Origin of the sequence: Pseudomonas sp. C6002 (genome assembly GCF_013385805.1) — a bacterium.
Classification (GTDB): Bacteria; Pseudomonadota; Gammaproteobacteria; order Pseudomonadales; family Pseudomonadaceae; genus Aquipseudomonas.
Genome location: NZ_JACAPH010000039.1, coordinates 51,341 through 73,545 on the forward strand (window position 1 = coordinate 51,341; position 22,205 = coordinate 73,545).

Below are 22,205 nucleotides of genomic sequence, written 5' to 3' on the forward strand. Positions count from 1 at the left end.
AATCAGCTCGGCGACGGAGCCTGCGCCGCACTCATGAAAAAACCGGCGACGGCCCAGCTCAGCGCGTTGAAGTCCATCAGGTCGAGCTGGTTGACCGACGACGGCGGGATACCCGCGCACACGGCGATGTACTTGGCGGCGACGTCAAGGTCCAGACTCACGTCTTCGCCCTTGTCGATCTTGTACGGCAGCGCCTTGATTGCCCGCACCTCCTGCACCGTCGGGCGGCGCAGGGTGAGTTCGGTCAATGACTCGCCGTGGGCCTCGATGGCCGCTTGCAGCTTCACCGTATCGGTCATTGCCAGGTCCCCTTGATGCCTTCGAATTTCAGCTCGATCACGGCATCGTCGCCCTTGGCCACCGGCTCTTCCACCAGGTAGGCACCGGCCAGCACGTAGACCTTGCCGTTGTTGAATTCGCAGGTGACGGTCATGTCGGTGCCGGCGATCAGTTGCTTCAATGGAAAGTCCGGCGTGTGCAGCGCGGTAACTTTGAAAGACGGGGTGATGTCGGTTTCCTTATAGAAACCCGGCACCACGGTTTCCCGCTTGACGGCCATCAACGGTGCTTCGCAGCCGCCGTTGATGGTCAGTTGAGCGCCGTCCACTTTGACGTAGCAGGTGCCCGCAATCAGTTGACCCATGATGTTTCTCCCAAAAATAAGCCCGCACTCGGCGGGCTGGAATCAGTTGCGAAAAGCGCGGGGCCTACACCGCCGCGTCGTACTGCAAACGGAACTGGTTGAGCAGCGCGAACACCCGCAGCCCGTTGACGTAATCCGGCGGGAACAGCACGTTGACCCGGCTCGGGTCCTGGCTGTCGCGCTCGACGATCAGGTGCTCGGCGAACAGCTCGGCGTTCTCCACATGGCCTTCCAGTTCGAGCTTGGCGTACTGGGCAATCAGCTCACCGCGGATGGTGCTCGGGGTGACGATCGGCTGGCCGGCGCCAAAGCGCGTGCCGTCAGCAGCGAGTTTATGGCGCCCGTACTTGCTGGTGATCACGCTCTGCAGGCGGCGCACGATAAAGGCCGACTGGTGCAGGGTTTCGCTGTCCAGATAGGAATTGTCCGCCTGGCCGAACGCGTTCTTCTGGTAAGTGGTGATGGCCCGCTGAATGCGCACGTAACCGCCTTCGTAGTAAGCGGTGGCGATGCCGTAGTTGAGCAGCGATTGGCGCTCGGTCAGAGTGAAGCGCTCGCTCGCGTCGGCCGGATCGAGGCCCGGCAAGCTGCCGCTTTGGGTCGGACGACTGGCATCGGCAGAGATGAACACCGCCGTGCGTGCAGCCAATGCTGCGGCCTGGACCCAGAACGGTTGCGGCACGCCCGGCTCCATGGCCTGGATGGTCACGTGCTGGTCATTTCGCCCTTGCCCGGCCGCCACCAGGGTGCCGATAGTGCCGCGCTTGGCGGTGTAGACGTGGCCGAACAGTTGCTTGGCCCACGACCAACGACCGCTGTTGTCATCCATCACCGCTTGCCAGGCGTTGAGGCTGGTGGTGTCGGCCCAGGGCATGCAGATGAACTCGAACGGCTCGTCGCCCAGCGCAGCCAATGCCGCGAGCTGGTCCGGCACACCGGCGCCCGCCGCCATTTTGCCGAGCACGGCGGTCAGGCCGTCGGGGGTTTGTTCGCCGTTGCTCTGGCCCAGGCGGTTGAGCTGCAGGCTGATGTCGTTGCCACTCTCACCGGTCCACTTGGCGGTCAGGGTGACGGTGCCATCGGCGGCTACCGCACTGACCGGCAGGTCGGCACTGGCGTTGATTTTCAGCGCCAGGGCGGTGGCAGCCACGGCAGCCGTCGCACCATTGATCACGGTCGCTTGAACCCGGGTGCCGCCGACGTACAGGCTGAGAATGCCACCTTGGGTCGCGGCGCCGGTCAGCTTGAGCTCGGCCTTGGCCGCGCTGCCTTCGGTGCTGTGCAGCGGCAGGCACCAGATTTCGCCCACCGGGTCACTCTTGCGGAACGTCTCGTACATCGACGCCAGCATCGAACCCTGGCCACCGATACGCTTGGCCATGGCCTCGCTCGATACTAGCACCAGGCTGCCGATTTCCGGGCTGGTGACGTTGTCGTTGACCTGGGCCACGATCAATCGGCGCAGGGCCGACGACGCACTATTGGCTGCCGAATTATCCATCTCGGCGTAGAACAGCGGCACACGAATGTCCGCCGGAATATGACTGAATCCGATCGCCATTACTTGGCTCCCTGTGTTTTTGCCGCCTTGACGGCTTTGGTTGTGATGTCGCCATCGGCCAGACGTCGACGCCACCAGGCGTTGTCCGGGACTTCGCGGCCTTCGGCGGGCAACAGATCGCCCGCCTCCGGGTCAGGTACGGCACGGCCGGAAACCGGCAGTACGGTGATGCGTTTGCTCATGGTTTTACCTCGGCAGAAAACGTCATTTCCAGGCGCCCGTCGGGGCCTGGGCGTTGCAGGTTGGGGTCGGCTGGGTCGATGGCATCGACCCGCACCGTCACCCCGTTGAAGGACGGCAAAGCGTCCAGTTCAAGCTCGAGCCAGGTTTCCGCCGGCTGCGTGCTGAGGTTGCGTCCCAACTGGCTCTCGAGAAAAAACCGCAGCCGGTACAACCCGCGAACCTTGCTGAGCAACAGCCATTCGCCAGCGTCGTACTGGATGGGCTCGTAGAACCCCTCGGGCCTGTAGCCCACCAGCGCCCGCCAGACCTCGGCGCGCAAGGCATGCAGCTGGTCCATCGCCTGGGCTTGCTGGCCCTCCGGCAAATCCAGCACCAGCACCACGCCAAAATGTTCGCGCAGGGGTTGGCGACTGCTGTTTTGCGCAGCGTTAGGGCTGGCCTTGTCATTGATCGGCGTCACGACCGCCTGGGGTGAGTCGAGCACTGGCAGGTTTTGCAGCGCGTCGAGGTCGAGGCCGGCGCGGATGTGTTGGTTGAACGATGGACAGTGATCCCGAAGATGACTGACCAGAGGGGTTATCTTCATGGCATCTCACCAGGCAATAAAAAACCCGCCGAAGCGGGTGGGTAGAAGGAACCGATCGAGCACGTCATTGCGGTGACGACAATCCGTTCGCCTTGATCGTGCATCGGTAGCTTTCCTTGCGTTTGCCGACGGCCGTCAGCGTGTCGATGGACCAGCGCCCCTGCATGAAGCCGGGCCAGGTTTCATCCAGCACCAGCAGCCCTTCGGCCTGGAACGCCGGGTTGCCGGGGCATATCACATTGATCTGCAGGCCTTCACGGCTAACCCGGCGCATCTCGCCTTCGGCCGCCGTCCTGGCTTCGTCTTCGCTCTGGTAGCGCTGGGCAAGGACTTTGAACGGCGCACCGCCCACCTCCACCTCACGTTTCTTGCAGGTAGCGGCATCCCACCAGGACGCCTTGGCCCCTTCGAATTTGGCCCGGCTGGTCTCGGTAAAACTGGCGCTGATAAACGCGCGGTCGCCCGGACGGTTATCACGGGTGACCGACAGCCGCACTTCTTGCAGCGGCTTGCCCGACAGCGAGGTGATCTGGCCTTTACGGCCCAGCACATACAGCTCGTCGACAGGCTTGGCCACCGCATCAAAACGCTTGGCAAGCCGGGTCAGGAAGCTCATGTCGCTTTCGTTGGTCTGGTCGATGTGAGCGATCTTCTCAGCGTCCAGATCAGGCGCGACCCTGGGTGAAAATCCATAACGTATGGTCAGTTGGCGGAACAGTGCGCCCAGGGTGGTCGGCCCATGGCTGGCTGTGCGGCGCTGTTTGAATTCGTCCTGGTCGAACGGCGCCGCCGTGGCCACCAGCACCAGGCGCAGGGGGAACAGGTACGGGGTGCGCTGGGTAATCTTGAAGAGCCCCTTGTCCTCCAGGCCGGTCTCCAGGTAACCGACCCGCAGGCCGATCCTCCCACCCAGGCTGGGCAATCCCTCAAGCCCTTCGATGTCGAGGGTCAGCTTGAGCTGGTCGGAGACGAAGCCTGCGGCATCGGTGTGTTCCCACTCCAGTAATCGCTCGTTGAGCAGCGCGGCATTGGTCCCGTAAATTTCCACCGCCGGTGTGAATCCAAGTGCCATGGTTCCTCCTTAATCCCAAACCGAAACCGGTTTTTTTGCGGCGGGCCGCGCGTCCAGCTCCGGTACGATTACACCGATGCCGGCCGGCAATACCGCCCCGTGTTCCGCGAGGTCCGGGTTGAGATGCCACAGTGCTTCCTCGGCAGCGTCGTCGCTGCGACCCAGTTCGCGGTAGAGCAGCAGGTTGACGGAGTCACCGGCAATACTTCGGACTCTACGCATTGACGAATTCCTCCAGTATCAACGTCCAATTGATCAGCATGGCGGTGCCGTCGTCGATCACGTTGGCTTGTTTCTCGTCCACCGATTTGATCGTCCACAGCCCCCAGTTACGGCCAATCCCGTCCACCAACGGCAGCGGTGTACGCAAGGCCTGCAAGTCGCGCAGTTCGTCGAGCCTGGCCATGCCAATGCCACGCGCCGCCTTGCCGGCAAAGGTCAATGTTTCGAGGGCCTGGCCGGTCTGGCTGGACTTGGGTTTGCCGGCAATGATGTCCAGCGCGACCCAGCCACCGCTACTGTTACGGTCGAGGGTCGCGTAGGCAAACCCGCGCGACAGCCCGAAAATGAAGCTGCCCAACACCATTTGTTGTCGCATTAAACCGCTCCATCGGTGAGTGCCGCGTCGCGTCGCGTCGCCAGCAGGTTGTCCATCGACAGCGGCGTGAACTGCGCCTCGATCTGTTGCACGACGAGCGCCGCCAGCGCCTGGTAACTGGTCTGCTCGGGTGCGGTAATGTTGATCTGCGGGGCGAAGTTGATTTGCCGGTTGTCTGTTTGAGCGTTGGGAAGGCTTTGGCTTACCTGTTCGGGTGGCGGGAGACGGTCGTCGCTGCTCATGACTTTCTCGCCCAGGCTCGCCCCGACGTCGCTGCCGACGAACGTGCCGACGACGCCGCCCACCACCTTACCGATTGCACCGCCGGCAAAGCCGCCGATCACACCGCCCAACACTGTGCCGGCACCCGGAATAATCGAACCCAGCGCCGCCCCGGCGAGCGTGCCAACGGCTCGCCCAATGGCCAGCCCTGCAACCTCGCCGGCCACACCACCCGCGACGCCACCGCCTATCGACCCCACACTGGCGCCAACGGACTCTTTCAGGGTGCCATTGCTCGCGCCCTTGATGAGATTGACACCCGCGTCTGCCACCACCAACGCCAACGAACCGCGCTTCGCGATTCGGCTGGCCCTGTTGGTTTTCGTGGGCGCATCAGGGCCTGAGTTGTTGCCTGGAGTGCGCGCGCCCTGGCGTGTGTCGTTGCCTTGTGACTTCCCTTTGCTGCCGGACGGGTCGGACTTGTTGCCACCGGCATCGCGGGGCGCGTCACCCTCGCCCAGGACTTTCCCGGCGACCTTGTCGAAGACTTTGTCCACGACAGTGCCGCCGAGCTTCTTCGCCAGCGGCACCATCACCACCGCGGCCAATGTGAGGGCGGCCGTGGCTTTGGGCAGCGATTCAGCCAGCCAGCCCAAGCCATTGACCACTGAGGTCAGCACCGTCAGTGCGCCGATTTTCAGGGGTGCAATCGCCGTATCGGAAGCTGTCTCCAGGCGGGTGGTACTGGCCTGGAAGGCTTGTTCATGAGCTTGTGTGGAGTCTGCCCGCCCGGTCGCCGAACGCATGACCGAGCCCTGGTCTCCCAGGACCGAAGTCGCGTAAGTCGACTTGTCGGCCACCGCCGTAAAGGCCTGCTTCAGCGTGTCGATCACCGGCACCAGACTCAGAATCGAGCGGTTACCGTCGAACAACTGCGTGGCCAGTGCCGCCTGCCTTTCCTGGGGCTGCGCCTTGAGCGCCTCGAGGACCGTCAGCACTGTTTGCGGTGCGTCCTGCTTCATGCCTGCCGCAAGCACCTTCGGGTCAAGCTTGAGCTCTGCCCAGGCAGCACGCTGCCCCTCGGACGCACCGTCACCCTTGGCCAGCGCGGCGCCGACTTTTTCCACCGCAAGCCCGGCAGACGCCCGGTTGTTACCAACCGTCAGCAACGCCGCCGAAAACGCCGCTACCTGCTCGGGGCTCATGCCCGACGTTCTCGCCGCAGTGCTCTGGCGCACAATCGAACCAATATCCACCGCATCGGCCTTGAGCGAAGCGTGGGAACCCAGCACGTTGGTGGCGTCAGCCAGATCCAGCGCCTGCGGGCGATCCAGCTTCATCGACCCACGCCAGCCGCCCATCATCTCGCCGGCCGTCTTGATATCGGTCTGAAAGGCCGCGGCGATGAGCGCGCTATCGCGGGCGAACTGCAGCAAATCAGCCTGGCGAGTTTCAAGGTCCTTGCCTACGCCGGACCGGGGCCCCACCTGCTCCACCCTTGCCAGGTCGACAGCATCTGCGCCACTTGCGGCAACCATCGGGTCTGACGCCAAGGCCAGGTTGGCTTCGCGCAGTTGTGTGCGCTCATGCCCGGCAAACCCCACCACTTCATGCAGGTCGGTCATCGCCGTTTCCAGCGCCTGCGAGGGTTTGACGGTATCGGATGAGGCGCCGCCCTTGCTATTGCCCTTGCCGGTTTTCAGGGCACCCATCACATCGAGCAATGAGCCGTTGAACCTCTCCAGCGTGTCGATGAGCCGGGTCTGCCCCGTGACCAGTTGCGTCAGTTGCGCACCGACATTCGCCAGTTCCTGGCCCGGCACGGCCTTGGGTACGGTATCAAGCAAGGACGGGCCGGCAAGCATCGGCGCAATCGGCTGGATGCTGGCGCCTGCCCCGGCCGTTTCAAGCGAGCCGTAAATCGCCTCGCCGTCCCTGGCGATGAGCGACCTCAATCCAAATTTACTGTCTGCCATCCGCTCTACTCCTGTTTGACGCCAAGGCGAGTGATCGCGATGTCGTAGCGGCGCAATGCTTTTCCGGCGTCCCAGTCCAGGATTTCCGCTTCATTTACCGAGTAAATGAGCGGCACGATGTCGAGAATTACTTCGATGTCGCGCTCCGAAAGAAGTCCGCCGGTTTGTTTAAAAAATCGTCGATGCGCCCCTGCAGTTCGGTCCAGTCGGGCACGCTGAGGTCGGCGAGATCCGGGATCATCAGGCCGGTGCAGTGGGCAGTGATGAACTCGGCGCGCTCTTTGTTGGTGGCGAGTTTTTTCATCGCCTTGGTGGCACGCAGGGCGGGCATTTCCAGGATCAGGCTGGTGAGACGGCGGCCGCCGGTGTCAAGCGGCAACAGCAGCGAGACGTGCTCACTGGTCGCCGATTCGCGGGGCTGCTCGTCGGCGTCGAGGAAGTACGAGGCAGGCCGGGTCGACATGTCGTGCACGTACTGGGCGATGCTCACATAGTCCGGACGCTTGAGTTGGTCGAGTTCTTTTTCCGACAGGCCGGTGGCGAGTTTGGCCAGTTCGAAGAACTGATCGTCCTCGTCATCACCGGCCCGGGCCAGCGCGTCTTTTTGCGCGGCGTAGAACAACGGCTTGAGTTGAATCTGCTCGATCAGCGCGCCGGTATCAGCGGTGATCGGCGACAGCAGGATGTGCAGCGGAGGCATCCAGGCCATGAGTCAATTCCTTGGTGAAGTATGGGAGCGGGAAAACCCGCTCCCGGGGCCTTAAGGCATCAGTACCGCGCGGCGGGCATCGCCGAGGATGTCGACGCCGTTGAGCACGAACTTCTGGGTACGCACGTCGATGTCGATCACCGGGATGCCGTTTTCCAGGCGGTTGTAGGTGCGGCAGGAGAACTCCAGGGTGATGGCGGGTTTATCGCCCATCTTCAGGGTTGTCTCGGTCAGGGTTTTCAGCTTGCCGCCGATGGTGTGGTAGGTGAAGTAAGTCTTGCCGTCCTGGTCCTGGCCGGCTTCACGCACGTTCAGCAAAATGTCGTCGCCCAGGCGCACCCCCAGGGCAAGCATGATTTCCGGACCCGCACCTTGCAGCTCCAATGTGGCGTTGAGCACTTTGGCGCTCTTGGCCATTTCTTCGGCGATGAAACGTCCGCCGGTCATCTGTTCCATGTCGAAGTCGATCTTCGGCGGTGCGAACGAGGTGACCGTCGCCGACAACGGCAGGCCTTGAAGGGTGGCCGCCATGGCCTGTCTGATTCGGTTGGTAAACATTAGAGAACGTCCTCCAGGAACTGCTCGATGATTTCATCGCGGGCGTTGAGTTGATAAATCATGTGTTCGTTCGGCGCGTAGCGGCCGTAGTCGATGACGATGAACCAGGTGCCGTTCTTGTACTTCTCGACACTGTTCAGTTCAGGGTGCAGGTACACGCTGCCGCCTGGAATGGTCTCGTCGGCCACCAGGGTTTGCAGCCAGTCGTTGATGCGCTTGACCTCCTGGTCCATGAACGACTTGGTGAGGTTCTTGGCCATGGCTTTCTGCCCGGCCTTGACCAGCTTGCGGCTGATCGCATCTTCCAGGCCTACGTAGCTGATGAACTTGCCGGTGATGGAGCGGTTACCCAGCAGCGAGAAACCGCCGAGGATGGTGCGGGCGTAGTAGCTCACGCCGTAGCGGTTGAGCAGGTCGCCTTCGGTGGAGGTGTCGAGGATGTTGTACTCAACCACGCGGGACACGTCTTCGGCGAAAGTCACCTGGTTGCCCGGGCTTTCCCACTGCTTGACCTTGGCCAGCGCGGCGATGGCCAGGGACGACGGCGCCAGGAACACGTTTTTCTTCGCGGCCTTGGAGTACACCGACGGCATGTTGTGCACCAGCAGGCAACGGTCGAAACCGAGATCGGCACCGCCCAGTTCGCCGCTGTAGGTCACCTGGTCGGCGACGGTTGCGTCCTTGCCGTCCAGCACCACACGGGCCTTGATGCGCTTGCCGAAGGAGGCGAATTCGCCGGCCACGGCCTTGGTGCCGGTGAAGCCCGGGGCGCCGATGATGGTCAGGTCTTCGGGGACGCTGGCCAGGGCGGCGAGGCCCAGTTTGCGGCCGGTGACCGGCTCTTCACCGCCGATTACGTTATTGATGGTGTCGGCCGGGGTGGTGCCCTCGTCGACGATCACAACGTAGACCGGCACCTTGACCACTTTGAGGATCTGGTAAACGGCGTGGAACAGCGTGCCGGTTTCAGCGCCGGTAGGGTCCAGCAGCGCCTGGGTGGTGAAGCTGTTGATGCGGAACGGGGCGTTTTTCGGAATCGACGCATGGGCGTTGGGGGCAGTGCCCACCAGGCCGATGACGTTATCGCCCAGGCCACCCATGGCCTCGGGGGATTCGGTGGCGTTCACGGTGATGCCGTTGTGTTCGAAGTTCAAAACCTCAGCCATGATCAGTCAGCCTTCTTCGGGGTGGAGTTGAGGACGCTGGTCAGTTCCAGGCGGCCAGCGGTGCGCAGGGCGGATGCTTCGACGTCCAGCAGTTCCAGTTCCTCGCCGGCGGTAGACCAGTGGCCGTTGCCGGTGGGGAATGGAATGAGGACGGTGTAGGTTTGGCGATTAAACATGAGTGGAATTCTCCGGGTGGAAAATGCCAAAGCCCCTGCGAGAGGGGCTTTGGGCGGGCGAAAAAAAACCGCTTTCGCGGTGGGTGATTATTTATCTTCCGGCAACGGGAACCGCGCCTTGATTTCGGCCACTTTGGCTCGCCATTCCTTCTCCTTCTCAGGCGTACCGTCGAATTGCCACTCGAGGTACATCGGGTCCGCTTCGCTGACATAGGCAGAGCGGCGAGCAGCAATAGTGCTAGCGAGCGCTGCAGAGGCAGCGGCTTTCTCGATCAGCGCTTGAGCGGCCACATCACTAAAGCCAAGACCTTTAAGTGTCTGCACGCTGGCAGGTACGTTGATCAGCGCGTCACCAGCGGGGGTTTCCAGTTTTTCAATAAACAAAGTCATTTGATCAGTCCTTAAACCTTGGCGGTATACCGAGTGTCGTTGTCGTAGGAATAAGCCAAGCGCTTCTCTTCATAGGTCTTCCCAAGCACGGCATCTGCCTGGGCCAGCGCATAAGGCTTCACTACCCAACGCACCTCCCAATCAGCCGTAACGTCATCTTTCATGATCACTTCGGTATCCACCTTGCTGAAGCTCACAGGGTAATCAAACGTTTTGGTGATCGTGTAACTCAACCCACCTCTTAGGTACATCCCGGAGAATTGTGGGGACGTGGTCAGCTGACCAGCGACCAAACCGACATACATGGGTTTAAGCCCTGTAACGGCACGAGCCGTGCAAATCATGCCAAACGAGATGCCCCGAACCGTTTCGCGATAGGTTTGCGATATTCGTTTGATCGACAGGAAGTTGGCATCACCATTCCATGGAAAACCAACACCTTCCAATTGCAGGTTCAAGCCGGCGATATGATAGATACCCTCACCAAAGGGCGCCTTTTCGCTATCTCGAGAAAAAATTCGAGAGATAGTAAGCTCGGTTTCTCCCCCATCGTTACCGGGCATGCTCCACCACACTGGGTAAAGCACGTCCGTGGACAAGCCGGTAAGGTCAATATCCTGCTTGTAAAGCGCGCGGCCATTGATGTCTTTCGCTTGTACACCGTTACGCCACGCAGTGAACTGACTCGACGCAGCCTCTACCCGTGCATCAATTTTGCCAATCTGGTTAGTCACCGTTTCTGTCAGCTTGTTACACGCATCAACCACTTTCGTGATAGTCGTTTCAATTCCCATCATCAACTCCCTGTCAATTAGTCTTTTCAGCACTTTTGTCAGTGCAACTACTTCGCTTCGAGATGCATAACCCGCAACATCAGATCAACGTGGCGGGACATATTGCCAACCGAAGCCGCCGCCATGATTGCGATTTCTTCAGCCATCAATACATTCAAATTCTCGCTCCCCACCACAATCGTCACGCTATCCGCCGGCAACGGCGAAATATCCAACGTGAACTTCTGCAGTACCCGAGCGGCCGCCGCTTTATACGTGAGCAGCTTCCCCTCCACGGAATACACCGCCAACAACGTGCCACTGGCGAGGTAAAAACCAAACTCGCCGATCTCATACTCGGCCTCGCCATCAAACAGCGCGGCCATCCGGAGTTGCCGGTCGCCCAGATCCTCGTAGTCCACAATGGCGACCCGCTGGCGCTCGTCACGCAGGGCCACTTCGGTGCCGTCGGGGTTGTAGCGGCCAGTACCGGCGCCAATGTGGGTGATCTCGCCTTTCAAGCCCTGGTTCTTTGCCTGCAGCACTTCATCCAATCCCTTGGAGGTGAAGCGCACCAGGCGTGTAATTTCATCTGTCATGGCTGCGCCCTGAGGTCGTAGTCGTTAATGGTGTAGTGCCGGGCAACCCCGGCACTGTTTAGCCGGGCCGCCAGCCCGAGTTCAGGCAGTACGCCGCACAACTGCAACTCGCCATCGCTGAGCGGTGTGTGCGCCACGCTTCTGCAAGCAAGTACCCCGTGCAGCTTCACTTCGGGCAACGCCCCGGGCTGGCCCTCATCACCGATGCTCAACCCTGGATCAGCGGCTGCAGCAACACGTAAACCCTGGGAGGTCTCGTGCACGATGGTGATGGTGGCCAGGTCCCGCTCGCTCTTCGCCGCGTTGATGCGGCGGATCAAACGGTTGTGATCGCCACTGGACCAACTGCGACCGATGATTGCCTGCACATCAAAGGTGTAAGGCAGGCCGGTTGGCCGCTGTTGATACCAGGCACTGATATTGGGGGTGAATCCCAGGGATTCGACGGCGTAGCTCAGCGCCTTGGGCGTACCGGCCTGACGCTGGATTTGCCAGGACAAGGCCACGGTGAGGCGCTTCTCCGACTCGCTGGCAGCGGCGTCCCATTCACTGACGCCGCGATCAGCGGCCAGGTAGGGAAGGAATTCAGCCGGCGTCTGCAGCGGGTTCATCAGGGCGGGAAAAGGGGGCGTCACCCGATCGAGCAATTGCCCGAAACCCAGGTCCAGCGCCTTCTCCAACGGCGAACTGTTGGCGGGCAGCAAACTGCCTTTTGGCTCGTTCATAGCGTGCGCACCTCCACCTCGACACCCGTGCAATACGGAGCCTGGAACGCGGTGGTGACGATCGGCTCCAGCGGTTCAAGGATTTGCAGTTGTGCAGCTCCCGCCGAGTGGATGGCGTAGTCGATCCAGCTCGGGTCCACCCGCCCTTCCAGGCGATGACAGGACTCTGCATAGTCTTGCAGCAGTTTCTGGGCGGCGACTTGAGTGAGCCCGGAATCCGGGCCCGCGTTGATCTTGGCCACCACGCGGATTTTGTAGCGCAGGATCTGAGCCGCCTGCACCGTGACGAGATCCGTTTCCGGTCGCACGTCAGGCCGGGCGAAATGCCGACGTACACCGTCAAGCAGATCAGCAGAAGGTGTGCCATCCCCGTCTCGGGACAGGACCGTGACCATCACTTCGCCGGGCGCGGTTCGACGGCCATTACCATCCTTGACCCGTGCCGCGTAGCCGTCCGGGTCGAAGGTATAAGTCACCGTCACCACACCCGGGGTAGCACTTTGCACTTTCACCGATGGACGCTCACCGAGGGTGAAAACCTCCCGGCGATACTGCATCCGCGAACCCGCCGCCGGAGCGTGAGGCGCGAGGTAATAACGCAACCGGGCGTCATCGTCGCTCTCCAATGTTGGCGGTACCGGCGGGAAAGCCGCCGGGTCACCAGGGTCGAGCACCTGGCGCTCAAGGCCCATGTCCGCCAGGCGCGCATCGAGGTTGCTGCCGGTGGCCCACCACGCCAGCATCTGCTTGATGCGGGCGTTGTATTTGCGCTCGTGGGTTTGCAGGCGAACGCAAAAAGCTTCCAGCGCCAACGTCAGCAACTCGCTCTCGTTCTCCAGGCTGACCTTCAGCTTGGCGGCATTTTCAGGCGCACGAGTAGCGACGTAATCAACGACAAACGCCTTGAACTCCGCCAGCAACGGTTCGAACTCATCGACGGCAATGATCGCTGGCTCAGCCAGCTGGTTCTGGCCGGGTATCAGCATGCTCATGTCACCACCTCGAAGGATTGTTTGCGGTTTTTCCAGGTGCCGGCGAAGCGCAGCAACAGGCCGGCGCCCTGGCGGTTGGCGACGATGACTTGCGGCTCGAAGTCGGCGATGCCGTTCTGCGGGTTGTAGAACGCCTGGGCGGCATGGCTCTGGGCGAGAATCAGCAGGTCATCGCCGAGGTTTTGCCCGAGCAACTGCGGGATCATCGAGCCGTACAGCGGGCGCTTCTGGCGAGTGCCCAAGGGCGTGGTCAGCGCTCGGGTAGCGCGCTGCACAAATTGCAGCCAGTCATCGACCGCCGCCCCGGTGTTTCTATCGATTCCGATCATGGGATGTCCTTGTCAGGGGCTGATGACTCGACCCTGGTGGTCCACCACCGGGCCGCTGAAGTGCGCGCCGCCGGCGTCCAGCAACAGGCTGGTGCCGCCGACTTGCAGCGTGATGCCCTGGGCGCTCATCGTGAGGCTGGCGGCGCCGACCTTGATGTCGACCTGTTCGCGGGAACCTGTGAACGTGGTGGGGCCATTGACCCAGTTGAAGGTATGGCTGGCGTCGTCGTAGTCGCTTTGGGTGCCGTCCTGATGGCGGCGCCGGGTCAGTGTCGAAGCGCTGGAGACCGGTGGAAAGCGGTCGCTGTTCAAGCCGAACAAGGCCACCGATTGCGCCCCGCCCTCCCCGGCGCCGTAGTTGAGCAGCAAGCATTGCTCGCCTACTGACGGGATGCGGGTTTCCGTCTGCGCTCCGGCGCTGGGGTTGAAAAAGCGGATCGCCGGGGTGAGCAGTTCGCCGTGGCTGACCTTGCAGGTATTGCTGGCGGCGTCGACCTCCTGGCACACGCCGATGCGGCAGAAACTTTCGGCGCGTCGATACAGGTCTTCGAGCTGGCTTTCCATTTCCGCCAGGCGCTCCACGATCGGCCCCAGCTGCATGCGTAACAGCGCGTCGAACATGGGCTACTCCGCCAGCGGCTTGTATTGGTCGGGGTCGTCGATGTTCGAGACGTCCCAGGTGCAGGCAAAAAGCGGCTTGCCTGTGGGATCGTTGAGCAACGGCGGCCCGATATAGAGGGTTTGGGTGAAGGTGACGGTCCAGGTGTCGTAGTCCGTCTCCGCGCTGGTGCGTATTGAAGGCGCAGCGACAATGCTGGTCGGCAGGTCGCACTGCGCCTGCGGCAGGTTCCAGCGGTTATCCAGCACCAGGTCCATCAGTTGGCTGGCCAGGTCGCAGGCATCAAAGGGCAAGGCACCCGGGGCCACCATGGCCTTGAGTGAAATCCCCAGGGCATGGGCCTTGCGCCCCTCGCGGGAGCGAAGGCCCGGCCCATTGCCTTCGACCGTGATCAACACGCCGGTGTCGTTCGCGGCGCCCTGAAAGTCCTGATGAGTGCCGACCTTAAGTTCCGGAAACGCCCTGCGCAGTGCCTCGCTGATGGCCTGGGGCAATTGGGAGGGTTTTTCGATAAGTGTCATTTAAGTAGCGTCCTTGCAACGGTTACTGCGGGTCCCGGCCAGGGCCTTCGTTGACGCCGATGCGCTTGGCCGCCCAGCGTTCATAAAGGCCGATGGCCACGTCGGCGCCGGCCATGGCGGTCAGGCACCCAATGGCGCCGGCCGTCCAGATCGACATGCCGGCGGCGTAGCACAGCATCAGGGCTGATACCCCGCACACCATGCAGGCCCCCGAACGCAGGGCCAGGCGCCGCATAAGCGACCAACCGCGGGCGCCTTCCTTGTCGGCGCGCCACATTTCTCCGGAAACCCCGCCAATCACCGCCAATACGATGACCAGCCAGATAGGCATTTCCGCCAACGCTTGCTGCTCGTTTGTCATGTCACGCCTCCTGGAATGAGTGATACCGGCAGGTCGCCGGTTGTAGGTGTTTGTCTCAATTTGAATGGGTTCTCTAGGTAGGCATTCCAAAAAGCCCGGTTGCCCGGGCTTTTCAGTAATGATGTCCTCGAACTTTCGGCGCTACTGGCGCGGTACGGTTCTTTCCTCAATGTTTTTCCGACCACGATCCCTGTCTGCCGGATAACTGCTTCTGGTGCTTTACGCTGCACACCCGGGCCAGTTGCCAACCCTCTGAACCGTTAAGGCCGGTTCATCGCTGCCTGTTCTTGAAGCGGTTTGAAACTAAAGAGCGTCGGCATCCTTGCCGGTATTGCCTGGCATCCTTGCCATCGCTTCGATGGCGTCCTTGCCGGTGTTGCGTAACGTCCTTGTCTTCCTTGGCAGCATCCTTGCCGCCTCCACCAGGCCTTCTTGGCTGGCTTGAGACGAAGAATATGCATGTATGCATATACAGTCAATGCATAAATGCATTTATTTTTGCGCAAGAATGCACAGGTGCATTTATAGCCCCGCAGGCAAAGGGTTTGGTGGTTTTACGCAGACGAAAAAAAGCCCGCTCACTGGCGGGCTTTGTCTTACACAGAAGGGTTAGCGGGCGTACATGCCCCACCAGAAAACGTGACCAAGGATGCTGATCTGTTCATCCTGGATTTCCTGGAAGCTGTAGTCCTCGTCCGGATGTTCATCGCGGTTGAAGCTACGCAGGCGAATCCCGGAAGGCAGGCGATAGAGCTGTTTCACCCGTAGCTGGCCGTTGTGATTGATGGCGTAAAGATCGCCATCGACGATGTCACCAATCCCGCATTTGCCCGCATTGACACCTACGGTGGCGCCGTCGCGCAGCACCGGCAACATACTGTTGCCGCGCACCGTCACGCACTTGGCCTGGTCGAACTGCACACCGTTATGCCGCAGGCTGCGCTTGCCGAATCGCAGGCTGGCCTTCTCGCTTTCCTCAATGACGAATCTTCCTGATCCAGCAGCCAATTCAACCTCGCGCAGAAAGGGGATCGACACCTCGTCATCATTAACGGGTGTTTCGTCGTCCCACAGGCTTATGTCCTTGAGTTCCGAATGCATCGGGTCACGCTCGTCCGACCGCACCGGCACCAGCCCTACGCGCCCGCGCAGCTGATCGGTGCTGACCTGGAAGTAATCGGCGATGCGCGAGATGTGCTTGTCCGACGGATCAACGATCTTGCCGCTGAGGATCCGGGACAGTGTGGATTGAGGCACGCCGGTACGCCGGTGAAGCTCCGTGGGGGAGATCCGGTCGCGGTCCAGCAGCTCTCTTAAGACGATAGAAACGTTGCGTTTTTGCATAACGCGGATAGTGCAGACAGTTTTGATGCTTGGCAAATGCTTATTTGCATATTTAATGCATTGATTGCAGATTTTTACCTAACCATTTGTGGTCTGCCTCGCATGCTAACCTGCGCCTATCGGAAAAATGCTGGGTTTGTTGATGACGCACTTTGCAGATCCAATCAGAAAAGTCATGACGCAGTCAGAGCAAGAAGTCTCAGACGAAGCGCTGCGCTTTGCTCGCTCAAACAAGAAAATGATTGCCAGGCGTCTGACCGACAAAGCTATCTATCCTCCGGAAGAGGCGCCTGTATCGGTCTACATGGCCGGCTCACCGGGTGCAGGAAAAACCGAGGCATCAATCGCGCTCGTGAATCTTTTTGCCGACACCCCGATCCTTCGAATTGACCCCGATGAGCTTCGTAGCGAATTTGTTGCCTATACCGGCGGTAACTCCTGGTTATTCCAGAGAGGGGTTTCTATTTTGGTGGAGAAGATTCTGGATTTTGCGATGGACCAACAGCAGTCGCTCCTCCTTGACGGAACATTTTCAAACATTGATGTCGCCAGGCGGAATGTGGATCGTTCCTTAAGAAAAGGCAGGTTCGTACAGATTCTGTACGTCTACCAGGATCCGAGGCTCGCTTGGGACTTCGTCAAAGCTCGCGAAGAAGCAGAAGGAAGAAGGATTCGTAAAGAGCATTTCATCGACCAGTACTTTGCCGCACGTGACGTCGTCAACGCACTTAAGCTAGAGTACGGCGGCGATATCCACGTGGATTTGCTGCTCAAGCACATTGACAACTCGGGACGATTGTACAAAGCCGGTGTCGAAAAAATTGACTACCATATTCCTGAGCGACACACGCGGGCCGATCTTGAGGCCAGACTCGGGCAACCATCAGGAGCGTAATGATGATTTCGATTAAGCTGGGCTTGACCAAAGGTGCAAAAAGCCCCTTTGCCGACTTTATTCGTAACGCTAAATCTGATCAAAAAAAGCGCGTATACAGCGAAGTGCTGACCGAAGCGACCAAACAGCAGAACCTTGTATTGATGGCAGCTGAGGCAAAACGAGCCTGACATCTACTAAGGCACTGCAATAAAGAACCCGACCCAGCGTCGGGTTTTTTTATTGATCAACCGAACCCGATCTGTCTTGGTTTCCATCGTAAACCATAGGACAAACACATCGTTTATAAGGCTCGTAGCGAGAATTCAACATCGTATAGCCGCCCACAATGCATAAAAAATCAATGTACCATTAGCCTATTTACCCTTGCCAAAAATCGACAGGAAGAGCTGAACCCCGCGTATGACCGACCTCTCCAGCCACACCCCGATGATGCAGCAGTACTGGCGCCTGAAAAACCAGCACCCTGATCAGTTGATGTTCTACCGCATGGGCGATTTCTACGAGATCTTCTATGAAGACGCGAAGAAGGCGGCCAAGTTGCTGGACATCACCCTGACCGCGCGCGGGCAGTCGGCCGGGCAGTCAATTCCGATGTGCGGGATTCCATATCATTCGTTGGAAGGTTACCTGGTCAAGCTGGTGAAGCTGGGCGAGTCGGTGGTGATCTGTGAGCAGATCGGCGACCCGGCCACCAGCAAGGGCCCGGTGGAACGCCAGGTGGTGCGCATCATCACGCCGGGTACGGTGAGTGATGAGGCGCTGCTGGATGAGCGTCGCGACAACCTGATCGCGGCAGTACTGGGGGACGAACGCCTGTTCGGCCTGGCAGTCCTGGATATCACCAGTGGCAACTTCACGGTGCTGGAGATCAAGGGCTGGGAGAATCTGCTGGCGGAGCTTGAGCGCGTCAACCCGGTGGAGTTGATGATCCCGGACGACTGGCCAAAGGACCTGCCGGCGGAACGTCGCCGTGGGACCAAGCGTCGTGCGCCGTGGGATTTCGAGCGTGATTCGGCGCTGAAAAGCCTGTGCCAGCAATTCTCCGTGCAAGACCTCAAGGGCTTCGGTTGCGAAACCCTGACCCTGGCCATCGGCGCCGCCGGTTGCCTGCTCAGCTATGCCAAGGAAACCCAGCGCACTGCCCTGCCGCATTTGCGCAGCCTGCGTCATGAACGCCTGGACGACACCGTGGTGCTGGATGGCGCCAGCCGTCGCAACCTGGAACTGGACACCAACCTCGCCGGCGGGCGCGACAACACCCTGCAATCGGTGGTCGACCGTTGCCAGACCGCCATGGGCAGCCGCTTGCTCACCCGCTGGTTGAACCGCCCGCTGCGGGATTTGACCGTGCTGCAAGCCCGCCAGACCTCTATTACCTGCCTGCTCGACCGCTACCGCTTTGAAAAGCTGCAACCGCAGCTCAAGGAAATCGGCGATATCGAGCGGATCCTGGCGCGGATCGGCCTGCGTAACGCGCGGCCCCGCGACCTGGCACGCCTGCGCGATGCCCTCGGCGCCCTGCCGCAACTGCAAGCGGCGATGACCGAACTGGAAGCACCGCACCTGCAGCAGCTGGCAGTCACCACCGGCACCTACCCGGAGCTGGCGGCGCTGCTGGAAAAAGCCATCATCGACAACCCGCCCGCGATCATCCGTGACGGTGGCGTGTTGAAGACCGGTTACGACACCGAGCTGGATGAGCTGCAATCCCTGAGCGAGAACGCCGGGCAGTTCCTGATTGACCTGGAAGCCCGTGAAAAAGCCCGCACCGGCCTGGCCAACCTGAAAGTCGGCTACAACCGCGTGCACGGCTACTTTATCGAGTTGCCAAGCAAGCAGGCCGAGCAGGCGCCGATCGATTACCAGCGCCGCCAGACCCTCAAGGGTGCCGAGCGCTTTATCACTCCGGAGCTTAAAGAATTCGAAGACAAGGCGCTGTCGGCCAAAAGCCGCGCCCTGGCCCGGGAGAAAATGCTCTACGAAGCCTTGCTCGAAAGCCTGATCGACAAGCTTGCGCCGTTGCAGGACACCGCCGCCGCCCTGGCCGAGCTGGATGTACTGAGCAACCTGGCCGAGCGTGCCCTGAACCTTGACCTGAACTGCCCGCGCTTTGTCAGCGAGCCGTGCATGCGCATCGTGCAAGGTCGCCACCCGGTGGTTGAGCAGGTGTTGACCACGCCGTTCGTCGCCAACGACCTGTCGCTGGACGACGACACCCGCATGCTGGTGATCACCGGTCCGAACATGGGCGGTAAATCCACCTACATGCGTCAGACCGCGTTGATCGTGCTGCTGGCGCATATCGGCAGCTTCGTGCCGGCGGCAAGCTGCGAATTGTCACTGGTGGACCGCATCTTCACCCGGATCGGTTCCAGCGATGACCTGGCCGGCGGCCGTTCGACCTTTATGGTGGAAATGAGCGAAACCGCCAACATCCTGCACAACGCCACCGAACGCAGCCTGGTGCTGATGGACGAAGTGGGCCGCGGCACCAGCACCTTCGACGGGCTGTCCCTGGCGTGGGCGGCGGCCGAGCGTTTGGCGCACCTGCGGGCATATACGCTGTTCGCGACGCACTACTTCGAACTGACCGTGCTGCCGGAAAACGAGCCGTTGGTAGCCAACGTGCACCTCAATGCCACCGAGCACAACGAGCGCATCGTGTTCCTGCACCACGTGCTGCCCGGCCCGGCAAGCCAGAGTTACGGCCTGGCCGTGGCGCAACTGGCGGGGGTGCCGGCCGAGGTGATTACCCGTGCTCGCGAGCACCTGAGCCGCCTGGAAGAAACAGCGCTGCCCCATGAGATTCCCGTGGCCAGCCCGGCCAAGGCCAGCAACAAACCCAGCGCGCCGCACCAGAGCGACATGTTCGCCAGCCTGCCTCATCCGGTACTGGATGAGTTGGCTAAGCTTGACCTGGATGACGTGACGCCGCGAAAAGCGCTCGAAATGTTATATGCACTGAAGACTCGGATATAACGCAGACGCTTGCAAGCTGGTAGACTCTCGCGCGGTTTGGGATGCTGCGGGCTTTTAGCCTGGCCTGCAGACTATCGCTCCCGAACCTCGCGAGCCCTGCCACAAAGGGTTTCGCTGCCGCCGCCTGAGGAGAAAATTAGAAATGACCTTCGTCGTCACCGACAACTGCATCAAGTGCAAGTACACCGACTGCGTAGAAGTGTGTCCGGTGGACTGCTTCTACGAAGGCCCGAATTTCCTGGTCATCCACCCGGACGAGTGCATTGACTGCGCCCTGTGTGAACCAGAATGCCCGGCCGTCGCTATTTTCTCCGAGGACGAAGTCCCGGCAGAGATGCAGGAATTTATTCAGTTGAACGTTGAGCTGGCGGAAATCTGGCCGAATATCACTGAGCGCAAAGACCCGATGCCGGATGCGGCAGAGTGGGATGGCAAAAAAGGCAAGATTGCCGACCTCGAACGCTGATAGCGTCGATGCCCTCCAAAAGGCCCCTTGCGGGCCTTTTTGCATTTCTGCGGGGCGGGTTTCACTTTTCTACAGGCAAAAAAAAGGGGCGGTATGACCCGCCCACATTTTTTCCCTAGTCCCTGTGTTCCTTTTCATCGTCCTGATGAATCGCATCCTGCGAGGTTCCCTGAATCATCGTTCCTTGATGACTGTGTCAATCCGTGGACACAGGACTGATCTTAGAGAGTTCACGGGGAAGTTCAACGGGATCCAACCCGCCGGATTTTCGATTTAAGCGCTCAAACGCGAATAAATAATCGTTATATTTCAATAAGATAGAAATATAGGTAATCAATTCAAGACGCCCCCGCCGATGAAAAAACCCAAACGCTTACGAAAAAGTAAGTGAATGCTTACACCAGCAATTACGTAAAAGAGTAAAAAACGCCTCGTTGGTGTTCACCAGGCAAGAAAAAGCCCCGACAAGGTCGAGGCTTTTTTCCCATCCGGTGGATCAGTCGTCGCTGACAGTAATCGTCGGCATTGCCTGGGCCTCGGCTTCCTGCAGGACGATTCGCGCGCCTACGTGGCGCGCCAGCTCCTGGTAGACCATGGCAATCTGGCCATCAGGCTCGGCAACGACCGTTGGCTTGCCGCCATCAGCCTGCTCACGAATCCCCATGGACAGCGGCAATGACGCCAGCAGTTCAACGCCGTACTGGGTCGCGAGCTTCTCGCCGCCGCCTTCACCGAACAGATGCTCGGCGTGGCCGCAGTTGGAGCAGATGTGCACCGCCATGTTTTCCACGACGCCCAGCACCGGGATGTTGACCTTGCGGAACATCTCCACACCCTTGCGGGCATCCAGCAGCGCCAGGTCCTGCGGTGTGGTGACGATCACCGCGCCGGCCACCGGCACTTTCTGCGCCAGGGTCAGCTGGATATCGCCGGTGCCGGGCGGCATATCGATCACCAGGTAGTCCAGGTTGCCCCAGTCGGTCTGCGTGACCAGTTGCAGCAACGCACCGGATACCATCGGGCCGCGCCAGACCATCGGTGTGTTGTCGTCGGTCAGGAAGGCCATGGACATGACTTCCACGCCATGGGACTCGATCGGCACGAACCATTTCTGGTCCTTGATCTTCGGCCGGGTGCCTTCCGGGATGCCAAACATCACGCCCTGGCTCGGGCCATAGATGTCGGCGTCGAGAATCCCGACCCGCGCGCCTTCCCGGGCCAGGGCCAGGGCCAGGTTGGCGGCGGTGGTGGATTTGCCCACGCCGCCCTTGCCGGAAGCCACGGCCACCACGTTCTTGACGTTGGCCAGGCCCGGAATCTGCGCCTGGGCCTTGTGCGGGGCGATCACGCACTGGATGTCGACCCTGGCCGAGCTGACGCCGTCCAGGCCTTCGATGGCCATTTGCAGCATCTGCGCCCAGCCGCTCTTGAACAGGCCTGCAGCGTAGCCCAGCTCAAGCTGGACCGAAACCTTGTCACCCTGCACGTCGATGGCGCGTACGCACCCGGCGCTGACCGGGTCCTGGTTCAGGTAGGGGTCGGTGTACTGGCGAAGAACGGCTTCCACCGCTGCGCGATTGACGGCGCTCATGGGCTACTCCCGAAAAAAGACTGACTAAAACAGGCGGCTATCCTAACCGTTCCAGCGCTCCAGCGGCACGCTTTCGGCCTGTGGGAAAATCCGGAAACAGCCGCACGGGGTGAAATAAATTTCCCGGCGCTTTATAGTGGCCGACCTCCGTTTCATCAAGTAGCCGAG

28 protein-coding genes are annotated in these 22,205 nt (G+C 60.5%); 4 read left to right on the forward strand and 24 right to left on the reverse strand.

The genetic code is table 11. The annotated features are described in order from the left end of the window. Nucleotides 1–2 precede the first annotated feature (2 nt). The 23 genes from HX817_RS27415 to HX817_RS27525 form a co-directional block, all read right to left on the reverse strand. Complete coding sequence (locus HX817_RS27415) at nt 3–299, reverse strand: phage tail assembly protein (RefSeq protein WP_102369827.1); 297 nt, start codon at nt 297–299, stop codon at nt 3–5. Continuing rightward, nucleotides 296–643 (reverse strand): phage tail tube protein, encoded by a 348-nt coding sequence (locus tag HX817_RS27420; protein WP_010170089.1) that lies wholly within the window; start codon nt 641–643, stop codon nt 296–298. The genes HX817_RS27415 and HX817_RS27420 overlap by 4 nt, the downstream gene beginning before the upstream one ends. 64 nt (nt 644–707) lie before the next feature. After that, nucleotides 708–2,204, reverse strand: coding sequence for a phage tail sheath subtilisin-like domain-containing protein (locus tag HX817_RS27425; RefSeq protein WP_177022719.1), 1,497 nt, complete (start codon nt 2,202–2,204; stop codon nt 708–710). Continuing rightward, nucleotides 2,204–2,386: a DUF2635 domain-containing protein gene (locus tag HX817_RS27430; protein ID WP_087695298.1), complete on the reverse strand. Its 183-nt coding sequence runs from the start codon at nt 2,384–2,386 to the stop codon at nt 2,204–2,206. Before HX817_RS27430 ends, HX817_RS27425 begins: the two co-directional genes overlap by 1 nt. Next, nucleotides 2,383–2,973, reverse strand: coding sequence for a hypothetical protein (locus HX817_RS27435; protein WP_177041837.1), 591 nt, complete (start codon nt 2,971–2,973; stop codon nt 2,383–2,385). The genes HX817_RS27430 and HX817_RS27435 overlap by 4 nt, the downstream gene beginning before the upstream one ends. A gap of 64 nt (nt 2,974–3,037) precedes the next feature. Further along, entirely contained in the window at nt 3,038–4,045 is a 1,008-nt protein-coding gene (locus tag HX817_RS27440; protein WP_177041838.1) for a phage late control D family protein, read from the reverse strand. A gap of 9 nt (nt 4,046–4,054) precedes the next feature. Continuing rightward, a complete protein-coding gene (locus HX817_RS27445; RefSeq protein ID WP_003208655.1) occupies nt 4,055–4,267 on the reverse strand; it encodes a tail protein X in 213 nt (70 codons plus the stop codon). After that, a complete protein-coding gene (locus tag HX817_RS27450; RefSeq protein ID WP_003208656.1) occupies nt 4,260–4,643 on the reverse strand; it encodes a phage tail protein in 384 nt (127 codons plus the stop codon). Before HX817_RS27450 ends, HX817_RS27445 begins: the two co-directional genes overlap by 8 nt. Next, nucleotides 4,643–6,841 (reverse strand): phage tail tape measure protein, encoded by a 2,199-nt coding sequence (locus HX817_RS27455; protein WP_177041841.1) that lies wholly within the window; start codon nt 6,839–6,841, stop codon nt 4,643–4,645. The genes HX817_RS27450 and HX817_RS27455 overlap by 1 nt, the downstream gene beginning before the upstream one ends. 127 nt (nt 6,842–6,968) lie before the next feature. Continuing rightward, nucleotides 6,969–7,550, reverse strand: a complete 582-nt coding sequence (locus HX817_RS27460; protein ID WP_003208660.1) for a phage tail assembly protein — start codon at nt 7,548–7,550, stop codon at nt 6,969–6,971. Between the two features lie 51 nt (nt 7,551–7,601). After that, nucleotides 7,602–8,108 (reverse strand): phage major tail tube protein, encoded by a 507-nt coding sequence (locus HX817_RS27465; protein ID WP_003208662.1) that lies wholly within the window; start codon nt 8,106–8,108, stop codon nt 7,602–7,604. After that, entirely contained in the window at nt 8,108–9,274 is a 1,167-nt protein-coding gene (locus tag HX817_RS27470) for a tail protein (RefSeq protein ID WP_003208663.1), read from the reverse strand. The genes HX817_RS27465 and HX817_RS27470 overlap by 1 nt, the downstream gene beginning before the upstream one ends. A gap of 2 nt (nt 9,275–9,276) precedes the next feature. Then, the gene (locus HX817_RS27475; RefSeq protein WP_003208665.1) at nt 9,277–9,450 is read right to left on the reverse strand and encodes a hypothetical protein; all 174 of its coding nucleotides are present in this window, start codon (nt 9,448–9,450) and stop codon (nt 9,277–9,279) included. Between the two features lie 87 nt (nt 9,451–9,537). Beyond that, a complete protein-coding gene (locus HX817_RS27480; protein ID WP_177041843.1) occupies nt 9,538–9,840 on the reverse strand; it encodes a hypothetical protein in 303 nt (100 codons plus the stop codon). A gap of 11 nt (nt 9,841–9,851) precedes the next feature. Next, a complete protein-coding gene (locus HX817_RS27485; protein ID WP_177041844.1) occupies nt 9,852–10,634 on the reverse strand; it encodes a phage tail protein in 783 nt (260 codons plus the stop codon). A gap of 47 nt (nt 10,635–10,681) precedes the next feature. Next, on the reverse strand, nt 10,682–11,212 hold the full coding sequence (locus tag HX817_RS27490; protein WP_177019258.1) for a hypothetical protein: 531 nt from the start codon (nt 11,210–11,212) through the stop codon (nt 10,682–10,684). Next, nucleotides 11,209–11,937: a phage tail protein I gene (locus HX817_RS27495; protein WP_177041846.1), complete on the reverse strand. Its 729-nt coding sequence runs from the start codon at nt 11,935–11,937 to the stop codon at nt 11,209–11,211. The genes HX817_RS27490 and HX817_RS27495 overlap by 4 nt, the downstream gene beginning before the upstream one ends. Beyond that, nucleotides 11,934–12,929 carry a baseplate J/gp47 family protein gene (locus HX817_RS27500; RefSeq protein WP_177022714.1) on the reverse strand — a complete coding sequence of 332 codons (996 nt, stop codon included), beginning with the start codon at nt 12,927–12,929 and terminating at the stop codon, nt 11,934–11,936. The genes HX817_RS27495 and HX817_RS27500 overlap by 4 nt, the downstream gene beginning before the upstream one ends. Then, the gene (locus HX817_RS27505) at nt 12,926–13,258 is read right to left on the reverse strand and encodes a phage baseplate protein (protein WP_003208675.1); all 333 of its coding nucleotides are present in this window, start codon (nt 13,256–13,258) and stop codon (nt 12,926–12,928) included. Before HX817_RS27505 ends, HX817_RS27500 begins: the two co-directional genes overlap by 4 nt. A 12-nt stretch (nt 13,259–13,270) precedes the next feature. Then, nucleotides 13,271–13,879: a phage baseplate assembly protein V gene (locus HX817_RS27510; protein WP_177041848.1), complete on the reverse strand. Its 609-nt coding sequence runs from the start codon at nt 13,877–13,879 to the stop codon at nt 13,271–13,273. Between the two features lie 3 nt (nt 13,880–13,882). Next, the gene (locus HX817_RS27515) at nt 13,883–14,398 is read right to left on the reverse strand and encodes a hypothetical protein (protein WP_177041851.1); all 516 of its coding nucleotides are present in this window, start codon (nt 14,396–14,398) and stop codon (nt 13,883–13,885) included. Nucleotides 14,399–14,420: 22 nt separating this feature from the next. After that, the gene (locus HX817_RS27520; RefSeq protein WP_003208680.1) at nt 14,421–14,759 is read right to left on the reverse strand and encodes a phage holin family protein; all 339 of its coding nucleotides are present in this window, start codon (nt 14,757–14,759) and stop codon (nt 14,421–14,423) included. Between the two features lie 609 nt (nt 14,760–15,368). Next, a complete protein-coding gene (locus HX817_RS27525; protein ID WP_177041853.1) occupies nt 15,369–16,103 on the reverse strand; it encodes an XRE family transcriptional regulator in 735 nt (244 codons plus the stop codon). A 142-nt stretch (nt 16,104–16,245) separates the two neighbouring features. Between HX817_RS27525 and HX817_RS27530 the strand changes: the two genes are divergently transcribed. The 4 genes from HX817_RS27530 (at nt 16,246) to fdxA (ending at nt 20,446) form a co-directional block, all read left to right on the forward strand. Next, the gene (locus tag HX817_RS27530) at nt 16,246–16,998 is read left to right on the forward strand and encodes a zeta toxin family protein (protein WP_256345545.1); all 753 of its coding nucleotides are present in this window, start codon (nt 16,246–16,248) and stop codon (nt 16,996–16,998) included. Further along, nucleotides 16,998–17,168, forward strand: a complete 171-nt coding sequence (locus HX817_RS27535; protein ID WP_003208685.1) for a hypothetical protein — start codon at nt 16,998–17,000, stop codon at nt 17,166–17,168. Before HX817_RS27530 ends, HX817_RS27535 begins: the two co-directional genes overlap by 1 nt. Before the next feature lie 232 nt (nt 17,169–17,400). Then, the gene (gene mutS / locus HX817_RS27540) at nt 17,401–19,980 is read left to right on the forward strand and encodes a DNA mismatch repair protein MutS (RefSeq protein WP_087695283.1); all 2,580 of its coding nucleotides are present in this window, start codon (nt 17,401–17,403) and stop codon (nt 19,978–19,980) included. Nucleotides 19,981–20,122: 142 nt separating this feature from the next. Continuing rightward, a complete protein-coding gene (gene fdxA, locus HX817_RS27545; RefSeq protein WP_003208688.1) occupies nt 20,123–20,446 on the forward strand; it encodes a ferredoxin FdxA in 324 nt (107 codons plus the stop codon). Nucleotides 20,447–20,942: 496 nt separating this feature from the next. Here the strand turns inward: fdxA and apbC are convergent, their stop codons facing one another. Further along, on the reverse strand, nt 20,943–22,037 hold the full coding sequence (gene apbC, locus HX817_RS27550) for an iron-sulfur cluster carrier protein ApbC (RefSeq protein ID WP_087695282.1): 1,095 nt from the start codon (nt 22,035–22,037) through the stop codon (nt 20,943–20,945). Nucleotides 22,038–22,205 lie beyond the last annotated feature (168 nt).

What these genes read in the sequence shown, in the direction of transcription:
- HX817_RS27415 (WP_102369827.1), bottom strand. Translation starts at nt 299, where the DNA reads ATGACCGATACGGTGAAGCTGCAAGCGGCCATCGAGGCCCACGGCGAG.
- HX817_RS27420 (WP_010170089.1), bottom strand. Translation starts at nt 643, where the DNA reads ATGGGTCAACTGATTGCGGGCACCTGCTACGTCAAAGTGGACGGCGCT.
- HX817_RS27425 (WP_177022719.1), bottom strand. Translation starts at nt 2,204, where the DNA reads ATGGCGATCGGATTCAGTCATATTCCGGCGGACATTCGTGTGCCGCTG.
- HX817_RS27430 (WP_087695298.1), bottom strand. Translation starts at nt 2,386, where the DNA reads ATGAGCAAACGCATCACCGTACTGCCGGTTTCCGGCCGTGCCGTACCT.
- HX817_RS27435 (WP_177041837.1), bottom strand. Translation starts at nt 2,973, where the DNA reads ATGAAGATAACCCCTCTGGTCAGTCATCTTCGGGATCACTGTCCATCG.
- HX817_RS27440 (WP_177041838.1), bottom strand. Translation starts at nt 4,045, where the DNA reads ATGGCACTTGGATTCACACCGGCGGTGGAAATTTACGGGACCAATGCC.
- HX817_RS27445 (WP_003208655.1), bottom strand. Translation starts at nt 4,267, where the DNA reads ATGCGTAGAGTCCGAAGTATTGCCGGTGACTCCGTCAACCTGCTGCTC.
- HX817_RS27450 (WP_003208656.1), bottom strand. Translation starts at nt 4,643, where the DNA reads ATGCGACAACAAATGGTGTTGGGCAGCTTCATTTTCGGGCTGTCGCGC.
- HX817_RS27455 (WP_177041841.1), bottom strand. Translation starts at nt 6,841, where the DNA reads ATGGCAGACAGTAAATTTGGATTGAGGTCGCTCATCGCCAGGGACGGC.
- HX817_RS27460 (WP_003208660.1), bottom strand. Translation starts at nt 7,550, where the DNA reads ATGGCCTGGATGCCTCCGCTGCACATCCTGCTGTCGCCGATCACCGCT.
- HX817_RS27465 (WP_003208662.1), bottom strand. Translation starts at nt 8,108, where the DNA reads ATGTTTACCAACCGAATCAGACAGGCCATGGCGGCCACCCTTCAAGGC.
- HX817_RS27470 (WP_003208663.1), bottom strand. Translation starts at nt 9,274, where the DNA reads ATGGCTGAGGTTTTGAACTTCGAACACAACGGCATCACCGTGAACGCC.
- HX817_RS27475 (WP_003208665.1), bottom strand. Translation starts at nt 9,450, where the DNA reads ATGTTTAATCGCCAAACCTACACCGTCCTCATTCCATTCCCCACCGGC.
- HX817_RS27480 (WP_177041843.1), bottom strand. Translation starts at nt 9,840, where the DNA reads ATGACTTTGTTTATTGAAAAACTGGAAACCCCCGCTGGTGACGCGCTG.
- HX817_RS27485 (WP_177041844.1), bottom strand. Translation starts at nt 10,634, where the DNA reads ATGGGAATTGAAACGACTATCACGAAAGTGGTTGATGCGTGTAACAAG.
- HX817_RS27490 (WP_177019258.1), bottom strand. Translation starts at nt 11,212, where the DNA reads ATGACAGATGAAATTACACGCCTGGTGCGCTTCACCTCCAAGGGATTG.
- HX817_RS27495 (WP_177041846.1), bottom strand. Translation starts at nt 11,937, where the DNA reads ATGAACGAGCCAAAAGGCAGTTTGCTGCCCGCCAACAGTTCGCCGTTG.
- HX817_RS27500 (WP_177022714.1), bottom strand. Translation starts at nt 12,929, where the DNA reads ATGAGCATGCTGATACCCGGCCAGAACCAGCTGGCTGAGCCAGCGATC.
- HX817_RS27505 (WP_003208675.1), bottom strand. Translation starts at nt 13,258, where the DNA reads ATGATCGGAATCGATAGAAACACCGGGGCGGCGGTCGATGACTGGCTG.
- HX817_RS27510 (WP_177041848.1), bottom strand. Translation starts at nt 13,879, where the DNA reads ATGTTCGACGCGCTGTTACGCATGCAGCTGGGGCCGATCGTGGAGCGC.
- HX817_RS27515 (WP_177041851.1), bottom strand. Translation starts at nt 14,398, where the DNA reads ATGACACTTATCGAAAAACCCTCCCAATTGCCCCAGGCCATCAGCGAG.
- HX817_RS27520 (WP_003208680.1), bottom strand. Translation starts at nt 14,759, where the DNA reads ATGACAAACGAGCAGCAAGCGTTGGCGGAAATGCCTATCTGGCTGGTC.
- HX817_RS27525 (WP_177041853.1), bottom strand. Translation starts at nt 16,103, where the DNA reads ATGCAAAAACGCAACGTTTCTATCGTCTTAAGAGAGCTGCTGGACCGC.
- HX817_RS27530 (WP_256345545.1), top strand. Translation starts at nt 16,246, where the DNA reads ATGACGCACTTTGCAGATCCAATCAGAAAAGTCATGACGCAGTCAGAG.
- HX817_RS27535 (WP_003208685.1), top strand. Translation starts at nt 16,998, where the DNA reads ATGATGATTTCGATTAAGCTGGGCTTGACCAAAGGTGCAAAAAGCCCC.
- mutS (WP_087695283.1), top strand. Translation starts at nt 17,401, where the DNA reads ATGACCGACCTCTCCAGCCACACCCCGATGATGCAGCAGTACTGGCGC.
- fdxA (WP_003208688.1), top strand. Translation starts at nt 20,123, where the DNA reads ATGACCTTCGTCGTCACCGACAACTGCATCAAGTGCAAGTACACCGAC.
- apbC (WP_087695282.1), bottom strand. Translation starts at nt 22,037, where the DNA reads ATGAGCGCCGTCAATCGCGCAGCGGTGGAAGCCGTTCTTCGCCAGTAC.